Consider the following 19,337-nt stretch of genomic DNA (forward strand, 5'->3'; position numbering starts at 1 on the left):
GCACGGGCGCGGGCGCCGGTAACGCGCGTCGACATCGGCGCCCGCATGCGCGGGATGTGGCGGTAGCTAACGAAACTATCGGCGCACACGCGATTTGTGGGTCTCCATCTTCGTCTGATGCTACAGGGCGCTGTATGGCTTCGACAGCGGCGCAGCATATCCCAGGGAAGGCCCCTGGATCGTCCAGCGGCCATAGGTGTGAATCGGCACAGGGGTCAGATCGCTGCAGGTGCCGGCAGTAACGCCATAAAGACAATCGAAAAAAGCTAATCGGCGTGGGGTCATGATCGGCGCCGATCGTGACCCCGCGCCGATTAGATTCCGTTACTTGTCGCAAGGGGTTAGCGCCGTAGCTTCAAGGGGCTTTGTTCAACGCCAGTTTACAGCGATCAGCTCGGATTTGAACACGTCGAAGCCCTTGCGATATGGGTCGATCGCAACGATCGCGTCGCGGGCCTTTTCGGTCAGGAATTCGGGGTCGATCATCACCTGGTTGCCTAGCCGGTTCACGTTGACGACTGTGTCGACCACTTCCATGAACACGTGATGCTTTCCGCGAAGTTCTGCAGCGAGCTTGTCCGCGAATGATCTAACGCCTTTGCTAGGCATCTGCTATGGCTTCTCTGAGCCGGCTTCAGGAGGCTTGCACGGCGAGCTCGAAACGCTGTCGTGTGGGCATCGCGAGCCGCGCCAAGCCGAAGTGATCCTTCATGGCGCGGACGATCTCCTCACTGTCATCGAGCCCCTTAGTGCGCAAGACGTCGACGAGACCAGCGAGCTCGAGCAGAGGGATGTCGCTGTGATCGCGTCCCATGGTGCCGCGGTATGGGATCTTCTCGACGATTGCCTCTCTCGGCCAAATGACTTCACGATCAACGTCCTTCGACGATGGATAGCGATGCCGACCCAGAGCGGACTTGATAATCCGCTGTACCGTCTCACCGGAGCGCTGGAAGCCGTGAGCGCGGGCGATGCGCTCAACAATGACGTCGAAGTAGATCGGCCCTTCGCATTGAACGAGCTGGTCGACCATCTGCCTGAGATGCTTGCGATAATCTGGCTCGTAGAACCGATCCCGGTCTGGCCGATACAGATCGGAAAAATCGACCGTCGCATCCGCTCCATTTCTGTCCGAAAGCTCCTGCTTTCGCAAATCTAAGGCTGGATCGTCTAATCTTGTGGTGACCTCGATCTGCTCGGGTCCACGGGCATATTGACGGGCCTTCTCACGCTCCGGACGGGCATCGCTGGCCGGAACGGGAGGATAGGGTTCGGGCGCGGATTCTGCCTCTTTCGGCTCACTAGTCGCCGGGAAATCTTCGGTCGTCCCGATTTCCCCACCCGAGCCAGTGGCCTGCCGTGATGCCCGGTCAGCTTCCAGATCCGCCATCAGGCGTTCGTGCAGCTTCTGGGCGGCTGCATCCGGATCCATCCACCAATCGGTGCTCCAGACGCGCCGGATACACCAGCCGAGGCCGGTGAGCACCATCTCCCGCAGACGGTCGCGATCGCGTGCCGTGGCCGAGCGGTGATAGGCGGCGCCATCGCATTCGACGCCCGCGAGGTATCGCCCCGGAAAATCGGGATGCACAATGCCAAGGTCGATCCTGAAGAATGAGACCCCGACCTGCGGGTGGACCTCCCATAGCTCATTTTCCAGCTTGCGCTTGACTGCGTCCTCGAACGGGGAGTCGGTGCTTCGTCCGGTCGGTGAGAAAGCTTCCGCGATGGCACAGGCGCCGTTCTGGGCGAATTCCAGGAAGTGTTTGAAATCGACGACGCCTTTGGCGTTCGTGCGCCCGAGATCGATCTGCTCGGGCCTCAAGGTCGCGAATACGAGCAGCTCCCGTCGCGCGCGAGTGATAGCGACGTTCAGGCGCCGGTGACCGCCCTCTCCGTTCAATGACGAGATCTGGGCGGTCACCCTGCCGGTGCTATCGGGTCCGACCGCGACGGAAAAGATGATCACGTCGCGTTCGTCGCCCTGCACGTTTTCGATGTTCTTGACGAGGATCGGCTCTCTGGTCTGATTGCGATCGAAATGCGCTTCCAGCGCGGGATCGGCCCGCCTTGCCTGGTCGAGCAGGTTTTCGATCAGGCGCTGCTGTTCGCCATTGAACGTCACGACGCCGATCGACTGGTCCGACGAGCGCATGCGCCGCACCACCTCCGCCACGACGGTTTCGGCTTCCTTGCGGTTCACCTTGGCTCCGCCGCGTTCGTAGATGCCACCTTCGACGTTGACGTAGCGGACGGCCGTATCGCGGGTGACCGGCGACGGGAATGTCGTCAGTTCACCGCGATAGTATTTGGCGTTCGAGAACGCGATCAGGCTCTCGTGGCGGCTCCTATAGTGCCACGTCAGGCGCATGCTCGGGATGTTTGATGCCAGGCACTCGTCAAGGATGCTTTGCTGGCTCTGGACCGTGGAGCCGTCGTCGTCCTCGTCGACCCCACGCTGGCCAACGTTCGTCGGCGGCAACTGCTCCGGATCGCCTACGATCACCACCTGGCTGCCGCGGGCAATGGCGCCGATGGCGTCCCAAACCGGAATCTGGGAGGCCTCGTCGAAGATCACCACATCGAATGGCTTGGCCTCGGCGGGTAGGTACTGCGCGATCGAGAGCGGGCTCATCATCACGCAGGGCGCAAGCTGGGTGAGCACGTTCGGGATTCGCCCGAAAAGCTGGCGCAGCGGCATGTGCCGCGCTTTTTTGTTGATCTCGCGCGCGAGACACCCCCACTCGACGTCCTTGCCGAAATTAGTCTGGGTGGGGACCGCGGCGCCGATCCGCGCCTTCACGATCTGCCTTGCAAGGTCAGACACCGTCCGGTCGGCGGCGACGAAGGCCTCGATCGCGGCTTCGTGTTTCACCGCCAGGAAGCCGCTGAGAACCTCGTCCTCGTTGACGATCGTCTCGGCAACCCACTTTGCATAAGCGTATTCGAAAGCGCGCGAGAGATTGTGCGCGTCGATACTGCCTACTTCCGCGGACTCGATCAGCGGCGCCAGCCCCCTAGATGCCGCGGAATGCGCAGTTTCTCGCCACGCCGCCCATTGCGGGGCCTTTATGACGTTTGCCTTCCAGCGCGCCGTGCGCTCACGCAAATCGTCGATCCAGCTTCGCTCGATGCTGATGAGGTCGTCCGGATCTTCCAGTCCGATGCAGGCGCCGAGCTCTTTTGCGGTGGCGTGCATCCTCGGGAAGCCTTGCTGCATGCTGTCGAAAGCCCGCTTGACCTGGCCGCCCGGCCGGAAGCGCTGCGGCTCACGCTCGAGCAGCGTCGCGACGTGAGCAAGCAGCCGGTCGGAGGACATGCCTTCCAACGGAAGCGCTTCCACCGCGTCCCGCATGCGGGCCGCCCATCCGATCAGGCCCTCAACGTGAGCAACGTCGGTTTCGTGACCGCGCCAAAGGCGTTCTAGGCCGCCGAAACGCCGCTTCAGTTCCTTGAGCTCGTGCAGGAGGCTGGAGATGTCCTGCAGCACGACGAGATCGCGGCCGATGTCGTCCGGGACGTTGCCCTGACAGTAGTCTTTAAGAGCAAGTCTGATTTTCTTCTTCCGGCCGCTTCGCACCAGAACGTTCGACGCGCAGGCCTTCGTCCAATCCGTCTGCAGGGCGCGCAAATCGAGCGTGGCGGCCTTGATATCGTAGCGAACCGAAAGCTCCGTGATCTTGCCGTTCAGCCGGCTAACCGCGTCGGCAAGATCCCGAAGAGCTCGGACGCGCTCCGGAGCCTCTGCCGTAAGTAACAGGGCGCCATCGGGCGCGTCAGCGTGCAGCATCAGGGACGCGACCTTGACCATCTGCGGCATTAAGCCGTCATCGCATTCCGCGAGACCGATGGAGGAAGCCAGCTCCTCGCTTGCGGCTCTCACCGCGTCGAGTTCTGCGTGCAGGCGATCAATCAATTGCAGGAACGATTGCGTCCAGGCGGGGCTCCATCTCGTCTGTTCGATGCCACGAAGCGGGTGCTCGGACGGGTCTCCGACGGCTTCCAGGGCGGTGCGGATGTCAGCGCAAATCTCTCGCATGCGCGCAAGGTTTTCAGCCGAATGGACCGTTCCGGCGGGCCAGGTCAACTCTACCTCTAGCACCTCGTCACGGTCGGCGATCACGCGTCCGAACGCCTCGTAGGCGGTCATGCCGTTGGACCGCCGGCGGTGCAGCGCGGATACCAGCTTGTTGAGCTGGTCGCGACGGCGCTTCAGTTCGCCGGCGGCCGCATCCCAGTGCTCCTCGGTGACCAGATTGCGCTCGCGCCAGGCGGTTGCGAGCTGCTCCAGGACGTTCGATTTCTGCGCCTTCGTGGAGTGGACCTCGAGACAATAGTTGCCGAGACCGATGGTCTGCATGCGCTGTCTCACCACCTCCAGCGCCGCAGTCTTCTGCGAGACGAACAGAACGGTCCTACCATGCGCCAGACAATTTGTGATCATGTTCGCGATGGTCTGGCTCTTGCCGGTACCGGGCGGCCCGAACAGGACAAAGTCACCGCCGCGCTGGGCAGCCAGCACAGCCGAAACCTGGGAGGAATCGGCCGAAAGAGGCGTGAAAAGTTCGGCCGGATCGACTGTGTGGTCGATGTTTTCGGCGGCCACGAAAGCCCCGTCAGTGCCCTCGTATGTGTGTGTCGGCGTGTCGATTAGATGCCGGACCACCGGATTGCGCTTGAGGAGGTCCGTCCTGTCGACCAAGTCCTTCCACATGAGGTATTTGGTGAACGAAAGGGTGGCGAGCACGACCTGCTCGGTTACCTCCCAGCCCTTGATGTTCTTCACGTGTCGACGGATCGTGCGCCAAATCCCGGCGACATCGATACCGTCTACGTCCTGCGGCAGTTCACCCTCAAGCTCTGGCAGCGAGAGGTCGAAATCCTGCTTGAGCATTTGCAGGAGCGTGGGATTAAAGCGGGTCTCATCCTCGTGCAGCGCAAGGCGGAAGCCCGAACGCACACTCTTCCGCTCAAGCTGCACCGGGATCAAAATCAGCGGGGCGCGATAGGGACCGGCGCCATCTTGCGGGGTCCACTTCAGGAACCCGAGGACTAGGTACAAAATGTTGGCCCCACCCTCCTCGAACGCCAGCCTGGAAGCCCGATAGAGCTCGGTCAGCCGTCCTTCGATGTCCGTATCAGCAACGGTCGTATGCAGATCGCCCCGTCCCATTGCCTCTTTGAGGAAATCCTTGCGGGCATCCTCGTCCTGCCGTTGGGCCATAAGCGTGGTATCCCGCCCATCGCTGCCGTCGAGCACAGTCGCTCTGCCTAGCAGCTTGAACCGGCCGCCCTCGGCGAGCCCGCCCTCGAGCATTGCGGCATCCGGGCATTCAATGCCGATGGTCGACTTGGTATCCTTGAAGTTCAACAGCCTGTTCCTCAGACTCAGGTCGAGGAGGTTGCGTTTCCAGGTCTCAAGCCGATCTAGCGTCTTCTCGCTCGCCGGCTCGCGGCGCTTGTCGAGCTCCTCCTCGAATAGCGGTACTTCGCCAACCTCCTGGGCCGTCGCCGGCTGTGTCGCCGGCGTGATCGCTGGATCCGCGGCGCCGCTGAGGTCGAGCGGCTTGATCTTGGCGGCCCTAGCCCGCCTCACGTCGATGGCCAGCTCGAAAGGCGATGAGGCGTCCTCCGCGATTAGTTTGCGCCCGCTCTCAACGGCCTGCCGGAAACGCCCGGGATGTACGCCCGTTAGCAGCGTCGTCTCGACCATCACCATCTCTTCCAGCTGCACGCGCTTGCGCAGCATCTGGGGGTCGTCGACGGCGAGGCTCGAGAAGTCTTCGTCCACCAGCCACAGGCCGACGAAGGCATGGCCCTCGGTGAGCGCCAGGACAGGGTTGAGCCCCGCCTGCTCGAGACAGGAAGCGTATAGCAGCGTCAGATCGAGACAGGTCCCGACCTTGCGGGTCAGGATGTCGCTGGGGCTGCGAATTTGCTGGCCTGAACGTTCGAAGCTCTTCGGTGGAAGCACGTACGCGATGGAATGCGACACCAGCGCCGTCCATATCGCGTCCGCCATCTCCCAGGCGCGTGCTTTCCTCTTTTTCCGATAGCCGTCCATGGCGTCGTCGCGTCCGGCGGCCGCAAGCTTTCCGGAAGCCTCGCGGAGGATCACGTCGACGCTCGGGTCTGTCGGCCTGACAAAAGCGGCCAGCAACTCCGGAGCCGCATTGACGCCCCCCCAATGGGAGGGCGGCAGCAGGTTGACCTCTACGGTGAGTTTGGCCGCTGTCTGCCCCTTGACGTCTACCTGCATGCGGATGTCCGCACGCCTGGAGGCGTTGACAGCAGCTAGGAACGTCGAATCCAGCTTCAGGTCGAGGCTACGGATATGGTGGGTAGCCCCTCCGGCAATGCTTTGGATGCGCCAGACACCCGGCGTGACGAATGCCGGCTCGGAGGCAAGATGCACCGAAATTTCGCTGACTTCGCCCTCTCCATCGTTTTCGATAGCGAGCTCGCGAATGATCGGGACCGCATTTTGGTAGAAGGCGATGTTGACATTGTCAGCCGCCGTACACGTGATTTTCACCGACAATGCCCCCCGGCTGTCGCGGTTGTTTCCTTTGGATGACGGTCAGATCTCTCGATTCCGGTATCGAGTTTAGCAATTTTGGGATCGTCGGCCCAGCCCGCGCGCGGCGAACGAGCGGTTTTGCAAATCCGCACCGCCGCCCCAATCGCGCTCGTTCCCACGGCTCGACTGTCCGCAGATCAGTAGCGCCGTCGCGATGAATGAACCGTCCGCCAGCGGCTTGGCGAGGGCATCAGCTCTGTGGATGGGGAAGGATACGATTTCGAATCGAGGTGCGATCCGGACGCTGCAGTGCTAGGCGACCTCGGTGCACTAAAGGCCGGCGCGACCCGCGAATGCGAGGAGCACGGCTGGATGATCGATCCCGGCGATCCGCACGCCTGGGAATGCGCCCTCGCCGCCCGGCAGGATTCGCCCGCCCGGCGTTTCTCCCGAAGACACGGCCGCAGCCGAGAATCCCGGCGAATCCGGGCGATGTTCTGTTTCAGTCGGGCTTGATTGGTATCCATGATATAAGGACAAATCGTGAACATCTTTCAAGCCCAGAATGAAGGGGAGCCACAGAGAATGTCCCGTCTGCCCGAACAACTGACCATGAGCCCGAGTCAGGCCCTGACCCTTCGAACACTTGCCTTCGAAGCCTATCAGGAACGGATGTTCGAACCCTGCCTCACCCATGAGGAGGCCGAGCGCCGCATTGAGGAGCTTAAAAAAGAAATCGCCCTCGCCGATTCCTTCTAGTGAAAGCCAACTCCCGAGGCGACAGCTCCGGTTCGTTCAGCGCCAGCTCGATGATCTGATCGCGCATCTTATCGGGAATGCGGTTCCAAACCCGGCTCGCCGGGGCTTGCAATCTTCCAGAGCGTCGATTCTGGCGCCCGAGCGCGAGCGCGAAGGAGTCGAGGGGGTCTTTTTCGACTTAGCGCGATGTCAAATGCGCCTCGCCCCCCAATAAGAGTGGTGCCCTTCGCGGACTTCTTCGCCGGTGATTTGCCGAACGGCTTCGTCCTAGGAGTCACCAATCCGCGCGCCTTCAGATGAGCAATCGCCGTATCAATCGGCTCATACGCTCCGAAATAGTTTCGCAACATCGGGACGCGGCGGAGATCCGGCTCTTCATCGTCGAAGATCCGGCGAATGCGCCATCGCTCGGCTGGCTCTGGATGCACGAACGCGGAACTTATGTGAGGCTGACGCAATCCGGTGTCGACCTCTTCGCATGACCAACTGGTCGCCCCGCTTCGACGATCCGATTACTTTGCCAGATGGCCGCAAGCTGCGCACGTTGCGCAAGGCCGGCGCTGGCACCTCCGGCAGCACCGGCGTCACCCAGCTATAGGACACGGTTAGCTATTCATTTCCGATAACCGTGAGGTTTTGACGTCCATTTTCATCGAGTTCAAAGAAGTCTGCAGCAAATGCATCCACATGGATGATCGCCGTTCAGAACCACGTCTGCGCATCTTCAAGGCCGGAACGATCGAGTTCGGCGGCGGTGGAATTGATTGCACCGTGCGCAACATAACTGCCGCTGGTGCCTCTATCTAGGTCGCGAGCCCACTCGGCATTTCTCACGAAATCGTGCTGAGGATACCGACCCGCCAAGTCTGTCGTCACGGTTACGTCGTATGGCGCCAAGAAAGATGGATCTATCGATCGCGATGATCAATGCTCTGCTGCGTGAGTTACCCAATCTCGGGACAGATGCGGTGCTCGCGCCCGAAGCGTCAACGAGGGCTCGCCTGCCCCTCGTACATGAAGGTCATAGGCTTCAGCCCATTCATATATCCGGTACGCAGCTCTTCGATGCAAAAGCCGTTCCTGGTCAGGACGTCAGCAATGTCCCGATTGAGATGACAACCGCCCGAGATGCGCTTCCACGCGGGGGTCAGGCGGTCCTTCCACCAGCGAACGCCCGGTTCGGGCGCGCGGCCGTGCTCGACGAAGATTAGCTTTCCGCCCGGTCTCAGCACCCGCCGCGCCTCCATCATGGCGCGATCGACATCCGGGATGCTGCACATGGTCCAGGTCGTCACGACCGTGTCGATGCTGCGGCCCTCGAGCGGAATCGCCTCGGCCGAAGCTTCAAAAAACTCAACAGAAGTTTCCGGATGTGGAGCGTGCCGCGCCATCTCGAGAAGCTTTGGACCGGGTTCAAGCCCCACAACCTGCTTCACCGTGGCCCCGTAGAACGGCAGGTTGCGACCGGATCCGATGCCGATCTCGAGCACCCGGCCCCTTGCCGCACGGGTCGCGCGCTCCCGGTAGGGCGCAAGTTCCTTGTTGCGCATCGCAAGGTCGCAAAGGCGCGGAAGAATGACGTCGTTGTAGAATCCCATGTGCACATCTCCTAGCATCGTGCTTCGATCATCTTGCTGATCTCCGCGGGCTCGGCAAAGATCACATCCGCCCGGTCGCCCATCATGCCAGCAGGTAGCAATGCCGGCGTACCGCTTTGCGGACCGTCTTTGCTGGAATCCGTCTTCAGCCGCAGATTGCGCTCCCAGAAGTGACGGGTCTTGCCGTCGGCCGTGGTCACGCGATAGGTGTCCCGGCAGTGGGTGATGCCAGTCACGTGCTGCGCGGGATCCGGATTCTTCAGATTGGGGATGCGACCGCCACCCATCATGCCGCTCTTCCCGTTCATGCGGTTTTCGGCGGTTCGCTTCGGCACAGCCCCCGGCTTGGTGGTCTCCTTGAGGAATGCCAACAGATCCGCGCGAACGCGTGAGTCCTTGATCCCCTGAAGGGCATCTCGTTGTGCGGCACCATGCGGGCAGGATCGGTCAACCAGGCATCGAGCGAGCGGTCGTCCCAAATGACGCCTGAAGCTTTCAGCGCATCGGAATAGCGCTCGAAGCTCGGCAAGCTTCCGGCCTTCCTCCCCCAGAGGTTTGCAAGACTTGGCCCCGTCAGGTTGCGGTCGGGCTCGACCGAGTGACATGCTGCACAGACGCGAACATTCTGCTCCATGCGAGCTCCACTGTCCTGCTGCGCGCGCGCCGAGGAAGCGAGGCGGACAGTCCAGCGCCGCAAGTAGAATGCGATGCATGCTCAATCTCCTCGCCCTGAGAAGAACAGGTATTTGATTAAAGCTGCGGCCCCCAGGACCAGAACGATGACGACCAGAACCGCGATCAGCCCCATGCGCCCATCATTCCTGAGATCATGTCCTGCATCATGGCTCACCTCATTCGGCCGGCTCCGGGATTCGGAGTTTCGTTATAGTTGCCTTGGCCGTGGAGAGCGGTTGTGGTCTAGCGGCGGGCGGCAACCTAAAGCCCTTGACCAGCCCGAAGATCGCCGGGATCACGATCAAGGTAAGCAATGTCGAGGAAATCATGCCGCCGATCATCGGCACCGCGATGCGCTGCATGATCTCGGACCCGGTGCCGGTGCTCCACATAATCGGCAGCAGTCCGGCCAGGATGGCGACGACCGTCATCATCTTCGGCCGGACGCGCTCGACCGCACCCTCCATTATAGCATCCCGCAGATCCTCACGGGTCAGCATCCGCCTCTCGGCGGCGCGGCGCTCCCTGATCTCCGCAAGCGCCTGGTTGAGATAGATCAGCATCACGACGCCGGTCTCGGCGGCGACGCCGGCGAGCGCGATGAAGCCGACGGCAACGGCGACCGAGAGATTGAAGTTGAGCCACCACATCAGCCAGAGCCCGCCGAGCAGCGCGAACGGCAGCGACAGCATGACGATCATGGTCTCGGTGACTGACCTGAAATTGAGGTACAATAAGAGGAAGATGATCAGCAGCGTCGCCGGCACAACGATTTTCAGACGGGCTTCGGCCCGCTGCAGATACTCGTACTGGCCGCTCCAGACCACGTAGTAGCCGGACGGAAACTGGATGCTGGCCTGCACCGCCCGCTGCGCATCGGCGACGTAGCCGCCAAGGTCGCGGTCGCGGATATCGACGTAGACGTAGTTCGCAAGCTGCCCGTTTTCGGTTCGGATCGTGTTCGGCCCGCGCGTCAACTCGACCGTGGCGACCTCGCCGAGCGGCACGGCCCCGCCCGCCGGCATGGAAACAAGAATATCGCTCGCGATGTTCTTCGGGCTATCCCTGAGATCGCGTGGATAGCGCATGTTGACCGTGAAGCGCTGGCGGCCCTCGACCGTCGTCGTCACCGTCTGTCCGCCAAGCGCGGCCGCAATCGTGTCCTGGACGTCCTGGACCATGATGCCGTAGCGCGCGAGCGCGGCCCGGTCGGGCGTGATTTCGAGATAATAGCCGCCGAGAGTCCGCTCAGCGTAAGCCGACGATGTGCCCGGGACGGATTTCAGCACGCGTTCGATCTGCTTGGACAGCCGGTCGATTTCGACGAGGTCGGTCCCAATCACCTTGACACCGACCGGCGTGCGGATGCCGGTCGAGAGCATATCGATGCGCGCCTTGATCGGCATGGTCCAGGCATTGGAGACCCCTGGAAATTGCAGCTCCTTGTCCATCTCCGCGATCAAACTGTCGATGGTGACACCGGGCCGCCACTGCTGCTTCGGCTTGAGGTTGACTATGGTCTCGAACATTTCCGTCGGCGCCGGATCGGTTGCCGTCGAGGCCCGACCAGCTTTGCCATAGACGGACGCCACTTCCGGAAAAGACTTGATGATCCGGTCCTGCATCTGCATCAACTCGGCGGCCTTGGTCACGGATATGCCGGGCAGCGTTGTCGGCATATAGAGCAATGTGCCTTCATTCAGGTTCGGCATAAATTCGGTGCCAAGCTGTCGCGCTGGCCAGATGGTGGCAGCGAGCGCAGCGATTGCGAGCAGGATGACGAGTCTCTTCGCCTGCAAAACGCCCTTGATAACGGGACGGTAGATCCAAATCAGGAACCGATTGATGGGATTTCTGTGCTCCGGAACGATACGCCCACGGACAAAGATCACCATCAGCGCCGGCACCAGCGTGACCGACAGCAGCGCCGCCGCCGCCATCGCGAACGTCTTGGTGAAGGCGAGCGGGCTGAACAGACGACCTTCCTGCGATTCCAGCGTGAAGATCGGCATGAAGGAGACCGTGATGATCAAGAGGCTGAAGAACAGCGCCGGTCCGACCTCGGAGGCGGCGTCGATCAAGATTGCAATCCGCGATTTGCCTGGGCCCGCGCGCTCAAGGCGCTTGTGAGCGTTCTCGATCATGACGATCGCAGCGTCCACCATGGCGCCGATCGCGATGGCGATACCGCCGAGGCTCATGATATTGGAGCCGATCCCCAGCAGCTTCATCGCGCCGAACGCCATCAACACGCCGACCGGCAGCATCAGGATAGCGACGAGTGCGCTGCGGACGTGCAGCAGGAAGATGACGCAGACCAGTGCGACGACAAGGCTTTCCTCGACCAGCGTGTGTCTTAGGGTATCGATGGCGGCGTAAATCAGGCTTGACCGGTCATAGACCGGCACGATTTCGACCGATTTGGGCAGACTAGACGCAATCTCTTCGAAACGCTTCTTGACGTTCTCAATTACATCCAGCGCGTTGAGCCCGAAACGTTGCAGGACAACGCCGCCCGCGACTTCTCCCTCTCCGTTAAGCTCAGTGATGCCGCGCCGCTCGTCCGGCCCAAGTTCGACCCTGGCGACGTCCTGCAGCAAGACCGGTGTGCCGCCGTCATTCTTGAGGACGATATTGCCGAGGTCGTTGATGCTCTTCAGATAGCCCTTGCCGCGGATGACGTACTCGAACTCGGACAGCTCGACTGTGCGCCCGCCGACGTCGGCGTTGCTGGCGCGGACAGCATCCCGAATCTTCGCTGTGGTGATACCGAGATTGCGCATCCGCTGCGGATCGAGAATGACGTTGTATTGCTTGACAAAGCCGCCGACGCTGGCGACTTCCGCGACGCCTTCGGCCTTCGCCAACGCGAACTTGAGGTTCCAGTCCTGGATCGTCCGCGTGTCGGCCAGGTTCAGCTTCTTAGAGACCACTGCGTATTGGTAGACCCAGCCGACGCCGGTCGCGTCCGGACCGATGGTCGGCGCCACGCCCGCAGGCAGCCGTGACGAAGCGCTGTTCAGGAATTCGAGGACCCGCGAACGCGCCCAGTAGATATCGGTGCCGTCCTCGAAAATCACATAGACGAACGAGACGCCGAAGAACGAGAAGCCGCGTACCACCTTGGATTTCGGCACCGTGAGCATGGCGGTCGCGAGCGGATAGGTAACTTGATCCTCGATCACCTGCGGCGCCTGCCCCGGGTCCTCGGTATAGATGATGACCTGCGTGTCGGAGAGATCGGGGATGGCATCGAGCGGCAGATGGATCAGCGCGTAGATTCCGGCCGCAGTTGCAAAGCCAGCGCCGAACAGAACCAGCAGCAGGTTGCGTGCAGACCAGGCGATGACACGGGAAATCATCGGTGTTCTCCCATGTTCTTCGCAACGCCCGATGTCGCTGCCGGCGGCAGCGCGTCCAACTCCCCAAAGCCCTGCAATGCCGCCTTCAGATTGCTCTCGGCATCGATCAGGAAGTTGGCCGACGTGACGACCGCTTCTCCTTCTCTGACGCCGTCGGTGATCTCGATGTAGCCGCCGCCATGACGGCCGAGTTTGACCTGGCGCGGCTCGAAACGGCCTTCGCCCTTATCGACCAAGACAGCCTGATGCGTACCGTCGTTGAGAACGGCGCTCTCCGGCATGGCCAGCACCGGCTCCGGCGGGCCGGTTTCGATTTCCGTGTCGACGTACATCTCCGGCCGCAGCACTTCGTCCGGATTGGCAAGCTCGACGCGGATGCGCGCCGTGCGGGTCTGGGCGTTCAGGTGCGGGTAGATGAGCGCCACGGTCCCCGTAAAAGTCCTGCCGCCCAAACCCCGAGGTTTGATCGTCACCTTCGTTCCGACCGAGACCTGGCTGAGATCGCGCTCCGCGATATCAATGAGGACCCAGACGACACGGTGATCGGAAATCCTGAACAGCACGTCGCCGGGAGCCGCCCGCATCCCGTTCACTGCATTGCGTTCGACGATGTCACCATCCTGCGGCGCGAGCCAGGGAATGGAGAGCGAGATTTCGCGGGTGCGCTCAAGTTCCCTGATGGCCGGATCGGGAGCATCCAGGTTCTCCAATCTCCGACGAGCGCCCTTCCACTCCTTTCCCGTTACGCCTGCCTTGATGGCGGAAAGATAATCCGCGGCGGCATTGGAGAGTGCCGGACTATACACGTTCATCAGCACCTGCCCTTTGTGAACGTGATCCCCGGTCGTGACGTTGGCCACGCTCTCGACAAATCCCTCAAAGCGCAGCGCGACCACCGAGACGCGCCGCTCGTCCTCCTGGATCGTGCCGGGTGCTCGGATCAGCGATGTGATGGACCGCCTCACCACGGGCTCAGTTCTGACACCCGTGCGTTGGATCTTGCCCGGCGAGAGCTTGACGGAGCCGTCGTCGGTATCCTCGCCTTCGTAGACGGGGACGTAGTCCATCCCCATCGAATCCTTTTTCGGCACCGGCGAGGTGTCCGGCAGGCCCATCGGATTCCGGTAGTATTTGATCTTGCGCTCGGCCGTGGCGTCGGCGGCTTTGGTCTGCGCCGCGGACTCCTCGGATTCGTCGAAACTGAGGTCCGCGTTGGCCGGCACCGCGCGCCAGGCGCGTCCGTCCGGCGTTCTCTTCGGCGTCAGCGAGTAGAACGGTTTCCCGTCCGGATCCTGGTAGTAGATCGTCGCGCCACCCTCCGATGCGCCGGCCGACGACGTGGCCGTTCCAGCGAACGGCTTTGCCCACGGGGGTGCCCTCTCAAGCAAAGCGGCGCCGGCCGCTGCGCAAATCGCAGCGGCCGCGCCCATGGCGACGGCGCGTTTCATTGCTGCGCCGTGACGACGAGCTTGCTTTCGACGCTGCCGGTCTCACCCTGCACTTTGGCGCCGAGCGACAACTGCCAACGACCCGCCATGCCGAAGTTGGCCTTGAAGCGGTAAGTCCCCCGCTCCGTGCTCGGCACCGAGGTCACCTTGGTGACCATCTCCTGCATGCCGTCCGGAGCCATATCCAAGCGGCTCGCGAAGATGACAGCGTCTGACACGGGCTTACCGGTCTTCTTGTTCATCAGCCTGACCGTAACGATCCTGTCGGCGCCGGCCTGGACGGTCGGCTCGACGAGCTGGAATTCGTAGTCATTGATATCGGCGAATGCGAGCTTCGGTGCCCCCATGACCGAAACGCCGATCAGCGCGGCGGCGACCGCACGCGCGGCAGTGCTAGTCTTCATGATTTCTTTTCCTCGAAATGTCTGATGCACCGCGGTAGCGGCATACGACGACGCGCCCAGCCTCGACAGCCGCGCGTCAACGTTCCGACGCCCGAGCGCCGGTCAGACGATGGTTCGAGGCGGGTGATCCGGAGGATGTTCACCGAGCCCATCGATCAGCAGATCGTCAGGCAGCGCGAATGCGCTACGTACGAAATCGCGATCGAGCAGCGCGGCGGCGCCGTGTGGAGTCGGCATGGTGACCGTTAGCATGCAGAGTGCGATGAATGGACACGAGCCGCAGTCCATGGCCTTGTGGTCCTGCGCGTCGGCGCAGCACGGCATATCGTTCAGCATGCCTTGCGCGTCTGCCATCTGCATCGCGCCCATCGAATGTCCCGTCGCCGCCGGTGTCACCAGCGGCGCGACCGTCAGTCCCGCGGTCACAAGGACCGCGAGCAGGAACCTGAGGAATCGGCGAGCATTCATGGCATCACACTCTCACAGGGACGGAATGCTGGAAAGTGCCCCGGTTCACAAATGCGCGAGCCGGGCGCCGGATGGTTAACTTTCCAAAACGGTCAGCCGATTGCTTCCTTGCCCGCCCGCACCGCCTACGCCGGTACGTGTCCCTCAAGAACGTAGCCGCCCACCACTGTATGGCACGCGGCCAGATCGGCCGCGGCGCCCGGTGAAGGAGATTGACGGCGGCACGAAGAAAGAACCACTCTCGCTATTTGGAGGAACCGTGCGTCAGCAACCGCAAAGCGTTCGCCGTCACGAGCACCGTCGCTCCCGTATCAGCTAAGATCGCCATCCAGAGTGGTGTCGCGCCGAACAGTGTGGTGATGAGAAAAACGCTTTTGAGCCCGATCGCCAGCGCGATGTTCTGCCAGATGTTGAAAAGGGTCGCCCGCGATAGCACGATCAGTTCGGCGACGCCGCCGACGCGGTTCTTCAGCAGGGCTGCATCCGCGGTCTCCAATGCGATATCCGTACCGCTCCCCATGGCAACACCTACCGACGAAGCCGCAAGAGCAGGCGCGTCGTTGATGCCGTCTCCCACCATGGCGATCGGACCGTCGTTCTGATAAGCTGCAATCGCGGCGAGCTTGGCGTAAGGCAGCAGATCGGCCCTAGTCTCAAGCCCCAGGGCACCACCGATTGCAGCCGCAGTCCGAGCGTTATCACCCGTCAGCATCACAGCACGAACGCCGAGCGTGCGTAGCTTCGCAAGGCCATCAGCGGCGTCAGGACGCGGCTCGTCGCGCAGCGCGATCAGTCCAATCAGATGCTGACTCTCGCAAACCACAACGACGGTCTTCCCTTGGCCTTCGAGGACTTCGATCTGGTTCTTTACATCCTTCGGCACCGCGCCTTGCTCTGCGGCATGGCGGGGCGACTCGACCGAAACGAAGCCGGACTTGAGGCGGGCCATCATCGCCTTGCCGGGGGTCGCGATCCCGCCGCCGAAGGCTTTGGGGATCTCGAGACCCTGCTTTTCGGCCTCGGCGACGATGGCTATCCCGAGCGGATGGCTAGAGCTGCGCTCAACGGCAGCGGATTTTGCCAGGACGTCATCTTTGCTCCCCTCGACCGCAATGACGTCGGTGACCTGAGGTCGGCCGACCGTCAGCGTGCCGGTCTTGTCGAAAGCAACAGTTCTGACCTTGCCGAGCATCTCTAAAGCAGCGCCCCCTTTGACGAGGAGGCCGCGCCGCGCGCCGCTTGCCAAGCCAGACGCGATTGCGGCCGGAGTGGAGATCACCAACGCGCAGGGACAGGCGATCAACAGCACTGCCAATCCGCGGTAGATCCAGGTGAACCAGTCAGCGCCAGTCAGCAGCGGAGGGACGAGGACGACGAGCGCCGATACGGCCATGGCCGCCGGCGTGTACCACTGGCTGAAGCGATCGATGAAGCGAGCTATCGGTGCCTTCGAACCCTGTGCCTCCTCCACCATATGCACGATGCGGGCAATCGTGTTGTCGGCGGCCGTCCGCGTGATCTCGACGCGCAGCCCGCCATTGGCATTGATGCTACCGGCGTAGATCGTCGCGCCTGGCCCCTTGCTGACCGGGACCGATTCACCGGTCACTGGCGCCTCGTTGACCTCCGATGTGCCTTGGATCACTGTTCCGTCCGAGGGCACACGATCACCGGGACGCACAATCACGGTGTCGCCGATGACCAGATCTCCCACGGGCACCGTCTCGACATTCGAGCCGCTTTGGCGGAGCGCCGTGCGCGGCACGAGATCGATCATGGATTCGATGCCAGCACGCACGCGGCCGGCCGCGACACCCTCCAGCAACTCGCCCACCGCAAACAGGAACACGACGACAGCAGCCTCGCCTGCTTGGCCGATCACGACAGCACCGATCGTGGCGATCGACATCAGCATCTCAATGCTAAACAGCGTGCCCGACAACGCGCCGACGATCGCGCGCCGGCTGATCGGGACCAAGCCGACCAGCGCCGCAGCGATGTAGGCACCGTGTGACCAGCTCGGTTCGACATACGACACGGCAAAAGCAAGTATCAGCAAGGCGCCGGTGCCGATTACCAGCCGCCCTATCGACGACGACCACCAGGTGAGATTCGTCGCCTCACGAACATCAATGTGCGGCCCGGAAGTGGCCGACTTAGACGGATCCAATAGTGCGTATCCAAGCGCCCTGATCTTGGCTTCGATCGCTTGCCGAGAGGTGCGGTCTTCATCGACCACCAGCGAAAGCGACTGCAGGCTGTAGTTGACGTCGATATCGCTGACACCCGGCAGGCGCGTCATCGCGGTCTCGATTTTTAGGGCACAGGCGCCGCAATCCATGCCTTCAACACGCAATTTCAAAGAGATGGTAGAAGCCATGGGCATCACCTCGACAGGTCCGACGTGACCACCCATATGGACCCTGTAGTAACTACAGGGTCAAGGCTATGACGGGCGATTACCTGGCGATCGGCGAGTTGGGGCGAAGAACGGGCACCAAGGTCGAGACCATCCGCTATTACGAGCGGATCGGGCTGTTTGCTGCGCCGGGCCGGACAGCCGGCAACTACCGCGCTTACGGCCCGGCGCACGTAAATCGGCTGAGCTTCATCCGGCGCTCACGAGACCTCGGGTTTTCGCTCGATCAAATTCGTGCATTGCTCGATTTGGCCGACCAGCGCGACCGATCTTGCGACGCCGTCGATGTCATCGCCAGAGAGCACCTGGCCGAGGTCGACCGAAAGATCGCTGACTTGCGAGCACTACGTCGCGAACTCGACAGCATGATCGCTCAATGCCGCTGTGGGACAGTCGCCGACTGTCGGATCATCGAAGCTCTGTCGCCGCAAAGCTAGGCCTTAGCCGCAGCGGGTCTGCCAGCCGGACACGCCAGCGTCGCCGCGCTTCGTCTCTTCAGCCAGCACGGTTCCACGACGGCGATCCCGCTCTTCCGTCTATCGCTAGGCATCAATTTTTGGAGTCGTGATCGGCTGTAAATAGAAGACGTGCCTTGCCCAGCATCCGGCAGGAAGAACGCCAAACCCGGAATCTCACACAAACGATTTCAATGTGTTGCTGCAGCGGTGAGCGACGTACTTTGCCCGGCGCCGCTTCGTTGCAGGGCAACAGCCTTTACCTAGACCGCTTCCTCCAGACGCATGCGCTCAGCGAGTTTCGCGGAAGCTCCTCGCTGTACCGGTTGGTAAGATAAGCAGAAAACCCTCGCGTGAGCAGTGTGAACTTCACCAACTCCTCCGCGACGTCCACGATCCGGTCGTAATAGGCCGAAGGCTTCATCCGGCCATTGTCGTCGAACTGCTCATAGGCCTTCGCGACCGATGATTGGTTCGGAATCGTGATCATGCGCATCCAGCGCCCGAGCACGCGGAGTTGGTTCACCGCGTTGAACGACTGCGAGCCGCCGCTGACCTGCATCACAGCCAACGTCTTGCCTTGCGTGGGACGAACGGCTCCGACCGGCGGCGGTTAAGCTCACCCGCCTTGCGGACTTTTCTTGCTATTACAGATCTGTGGGGGCTGTCGGAAGAACAGCGTCTCTTGGTGCTCGGGTATCCGTCCCGATCCACCTATCATCGCTGGTGTAAGAAAGCTCGCGGACACGACATTTTTACGCTCAGCGTAGATGTCCTTACGCGGATCTCGGCGGTGTTCGGATCCATCAAGGTCTCGGAGTTCTCTTTCCCACAGAGCCACTTGGCGCCGAGTGGCTGCGGACTCCGCACAAAGCTGTCGTGTTCGGCGGAAAGCCGCCGCTCGACGTTGTGACCAACGGCTCCCAGGACGGATTGCTTACGGTTCGCCGCTTCCTCGACAGCGCGCGAGGCGGCCTTTACATGCAGCCCGACTCGATCGATGAGGCCTTTAGATCTTATGACGATATAGAAATCATCTTTCGGTGACGGACGCTTTCACTACTTCGTCTAATCCCATAGCGAGCGCAGCCGGCCCCCACCAGACACCTGTTCGGATCCACGCTTATTCTGCTGGCGACGTGGCCTGCGAGGCATGGCGACCCCCAGGTGGTGGTAGCAGGAGCAGTGCCGCCTGATGCCACGATCAGAAGTCGATACTCGAATGCCTT

12 protein-coding genes and 3 pseudogenes are annotated in these 19,337 nt (G+C 61.8%); 4 read left to right on the forward strand and 11 right to left on the reverse strand.

Annotated features, from left to right (window positions below):
- Positions 1–369: 369 nt before the first annotated feature.
- Complete coding sequence (locus BGN91_RS11575; RefSeq protein WP_292613265.1) at positions 370–537, reverse strand: hypothetical protein; 168 nt, start codon at positions 535–537, stop codon at positions 370–372.
- Between the two features lie 97 nt (positions 538–634).
- Positions 635–6,535 carry a DUF3320 domain-containing protein gene (locus BGN91_RS11580; protein ID WP_292613267.1) on the reverse strand — a complete coding sequence of 1,967 codons (5,901 nt, stop codon included), beginning with the start codon at positions 6,533–6,535 and terminating at the stop codon, positions 635–637.
- Positions 6,536–7,105: 570 nt separating this feature from the next.
- Here BGN91_RS11580 and BGN91_RS11590 point away from each other — a divergent pair.
- Both BGN91_RS11590 and BGN91_RS11595 read left to right on the forward strand, forming a co-directional pair.
- Positions 7,106–7,279: a hypothetical protein gene (locus tag BGN91_RS11590; RefSeq protein ID WP_292613269.1), complete on the forward strand. Its 174-nt coding sequence runs from the start codon at positions 7,106–7,108 to the stop codon at positions 7,277–7,279.
- A 687-nt stretch (positions 7,280–7,966) separates the two neighbouring features.
- Positions 7,967–8,083, forward strand: a pseudogene (locus BGN91_RS11595) (PilZ domain-containing protein); the annotation flags it as partial.
- A gap of 182 nt (positions 8,084–8,265) precedes the next feature.
- Here the strand turns inward: BGN91_RS11595 and BGN91_RS11600 are convergent.
- From BGN91_RS11600 to BGN91_RS11635, 8 genes are all read right to left on the reverse strand, one after another.
- Positions 8,266–8,877 carry a class I SAM-dependent methyltransferase gene (locus tag BGN91_RS11600; protein WP_292613271.1) on the reverse strand — a complete coding sequence of 204 codons (612 nt, stop codon included), beginning with the start codon at positions 8,875–8,877 and terminating at the stop codon, positions 8,266–8,268.
- Positions 8,878–8,888: 11 nt separating this feature from the next.
- Positions 8,889–9,248 carry a hypothetical protein gene (locus BGN91_RS11605; RefSeq protein WP_292613273.1) on the reverse strand — a complete coding sequence of 120 codons (360 nt, stop codon included), beginning with the start codon at positions 9,246–9,248 and terminating at the stop codon, positions 8,889–8,891.
- 480 nt (positions 9,249–9,728) lie between these two features.
- A complete protein-coding gene (locus BGN91_RS11610; protein WP_292613275.1) occupies positions 9,729–12,914 on the reverse strand; it encodes a CusA/CzcA family heavy metal efflux RND transporter in 3,186 nt (1,061 codons plus the stop codon).
- Positions 12,911–14,362, reverse strand: a complete 1,452-nt coding sequence (locus BGN91_RS11615) for an efflux RND transporter periplasmic adaptor subunit (RefSeq protein WP_292613277.1) — start codon at positions 14,360–14,362, stop codon at positions 12,911–12,913. The genes BGN91_RS11610 and BGN91_RS11615 overlap by 4 nt, the downstream gene beginning before the upstream one ends.
- Positions 14,359–14,766: a FixH family protein gene (locus tag BGN91_RS11620; RefSeq protein WP_292613279.1), complete on the reverse strand. Its 408-nt coding sequence runs from the start codon at positions 14,764–14,766 to the stop codon at positions 14,359–14,361. Before BGN91_RS11620 ends, BGN91_RS11615 begins: the two co-directional genes overlap by 4 nt.
- Before the next feature lie 102 nt (positions 14,767–14,868).
- Positions 14,869–15,234, reverse strand: coding sequence for a hypothetical protein (locus tag BGN91_RS11625; protein ID WP_292613281.1), 366 nt, complete (start codon positions 15,232–15,234; stop codon positions 14,869–14,871).
- Positions 15,235–15,359: 125 nt separating this feature from the next.
- Positions 15,360–15,473, reverse strand: coding sequence for a DUF411 domain-containing protein (locus tag BGN91_RS11630; protein ID WP_292613283.1), 114 nt, complete (start codon positions 15,471–15,473; stop codon positions 15,360–15,362).
- A 5-nt stretch (positions 15,474–15,478) separates the two neighbouring features.
- Positions 15,479–17,614 (reverse strand): heavy metal translocating P-type ATPase, encoded by a 2,136-nt coding sequence (locus BGN91_RS11635; RefSeq protein WP_292613285.1) that lies wholly within the window; start codon positions 17,612–17,614, stop codon positions 15,479–15,481.
- A 68-nt stretch (positions 17,615–17,682) separates the two neighbouring features.
- On the opposite strand from BGN91_RS11635, the gene BGN91_RS11640 reads away from it, so the two are divergent.
- The gene (locus BGN91_RS11640; protein WP_292613287.1) at positions 17,683–18,090 is read left to right on the forward strand and encodes a helix-turn-helix domain-containing protein; all 408 of its coding nucleotides are present in this window, start codon (positions 17,683–17,685) and stop codon (positions 18,088–18,090) included.
- Positions 18,091–18,371: 281 nt separating this feature from the next.
- On the opposite strand, the pseudogene BGN91_RS11645 reads toward BGN91_RS11640, so the two are convergent.
- A pseudogene (locus BGN91_RS11645) lies at positions 18,372–18,712 on the reverse strand (NAD(P)H-dependent oxidoreductase); the annotation flags it as partial.
- Between BGN91_RS11645 and BGN91_RS11650 the strand changes: the two are divergent.
- A pseudogene (locus BGN91_RS11650) lies at positions 18,665–19,155 on the forward strand (MbcA/ParS/Xre antitoxin family protein). The pseudogenes BGN91_RS11645 and BGN91_RS11650 sit on opposite strands and share 48 nt — an antisense overlap.
- Positions 19,156–19,337: the final 182 nt, after the last annotated feature.

The organism is Nitrobacter sp. 62-13 (assembly GCF_001896955.1).
Lineage (GTDB): Bacteria > Pseudomonadota > Alphaproteobacteria > Rhizobiales > Xanthobacteraceae > Nitrobacter.

What these genes read in the sequence shown, in the direction of transcription:
- BGN91_RS11575 (WP_292613265.1), bottom strand. Translation starts at nt 537, where the DNA reads ATGGAAGTGGTCGACACAGTCGTCAACGTGAACCGGCTAGGCAACCAG.
- BGN91_RS11625 (WP_292613281.1), bottom strand. Translation starts at nt 15,234, where the DNA reads ATGAATGCTCGCCGATTCCTCAGGTTCCTGCTCGCGGTCCTTGTGACC.
- BGN91_RS11610 (WP_292613275.1), bottom strand. Translation starts at nt 12,914, where the DNA reads ATGATTTCCCGTGTCATCGCCTGGTCTGCACGCAACCTGCTGCTGGTT.
- BGN91_RS11635 (WP_292613285.1), bottom strand. Translation starts at nt 17,614, where the DNA reads ATGGCTTCTACCATCTCTTTGAAATTGCGTGTTGAAGGCATGGATTGC.
- BGN91_RS11600 (WP_292613271.1), bottom strand. Translation starts at nt 8,877, where the DNA reads ATGGGATTCTACAACGACGTCATTCTTCCGCGCCTTTGCGACCTTGCG.
- BGN91_RS11620 (WP_292613279.1), bottom strand. Translation starts at nt 14,766, where the DNA reads ATGAAGACTAGCACTGCCGCGCGTGCGGTCGCCGCCGCGCTGATCGGC.
- BGN91_RS11615 (WP_292613277.1), bottom strand. Translation starts at nt 14,362, where the DNA reads ATGAAACGCGCCGTCGCCATGGGCGCGGCCGCTGCGATTTGCGCAGCG.
- BGN91_RS11640 (WP_292613287.1), top strand. Translation starts at nt 17,683, where the DNA reads ATGACGGGCGATTACCTGGCGATCGGCGAGTTGGGGCGAAGAACGGGC.
- BGN91_RS11590 (WP_292613269.1), top strand. Translation starts at nt 7,106, where the DNA reads ATGTCCCGTCTGCCCGAACAACTGACCATGAGCCCGAGTCAGGCCCTG.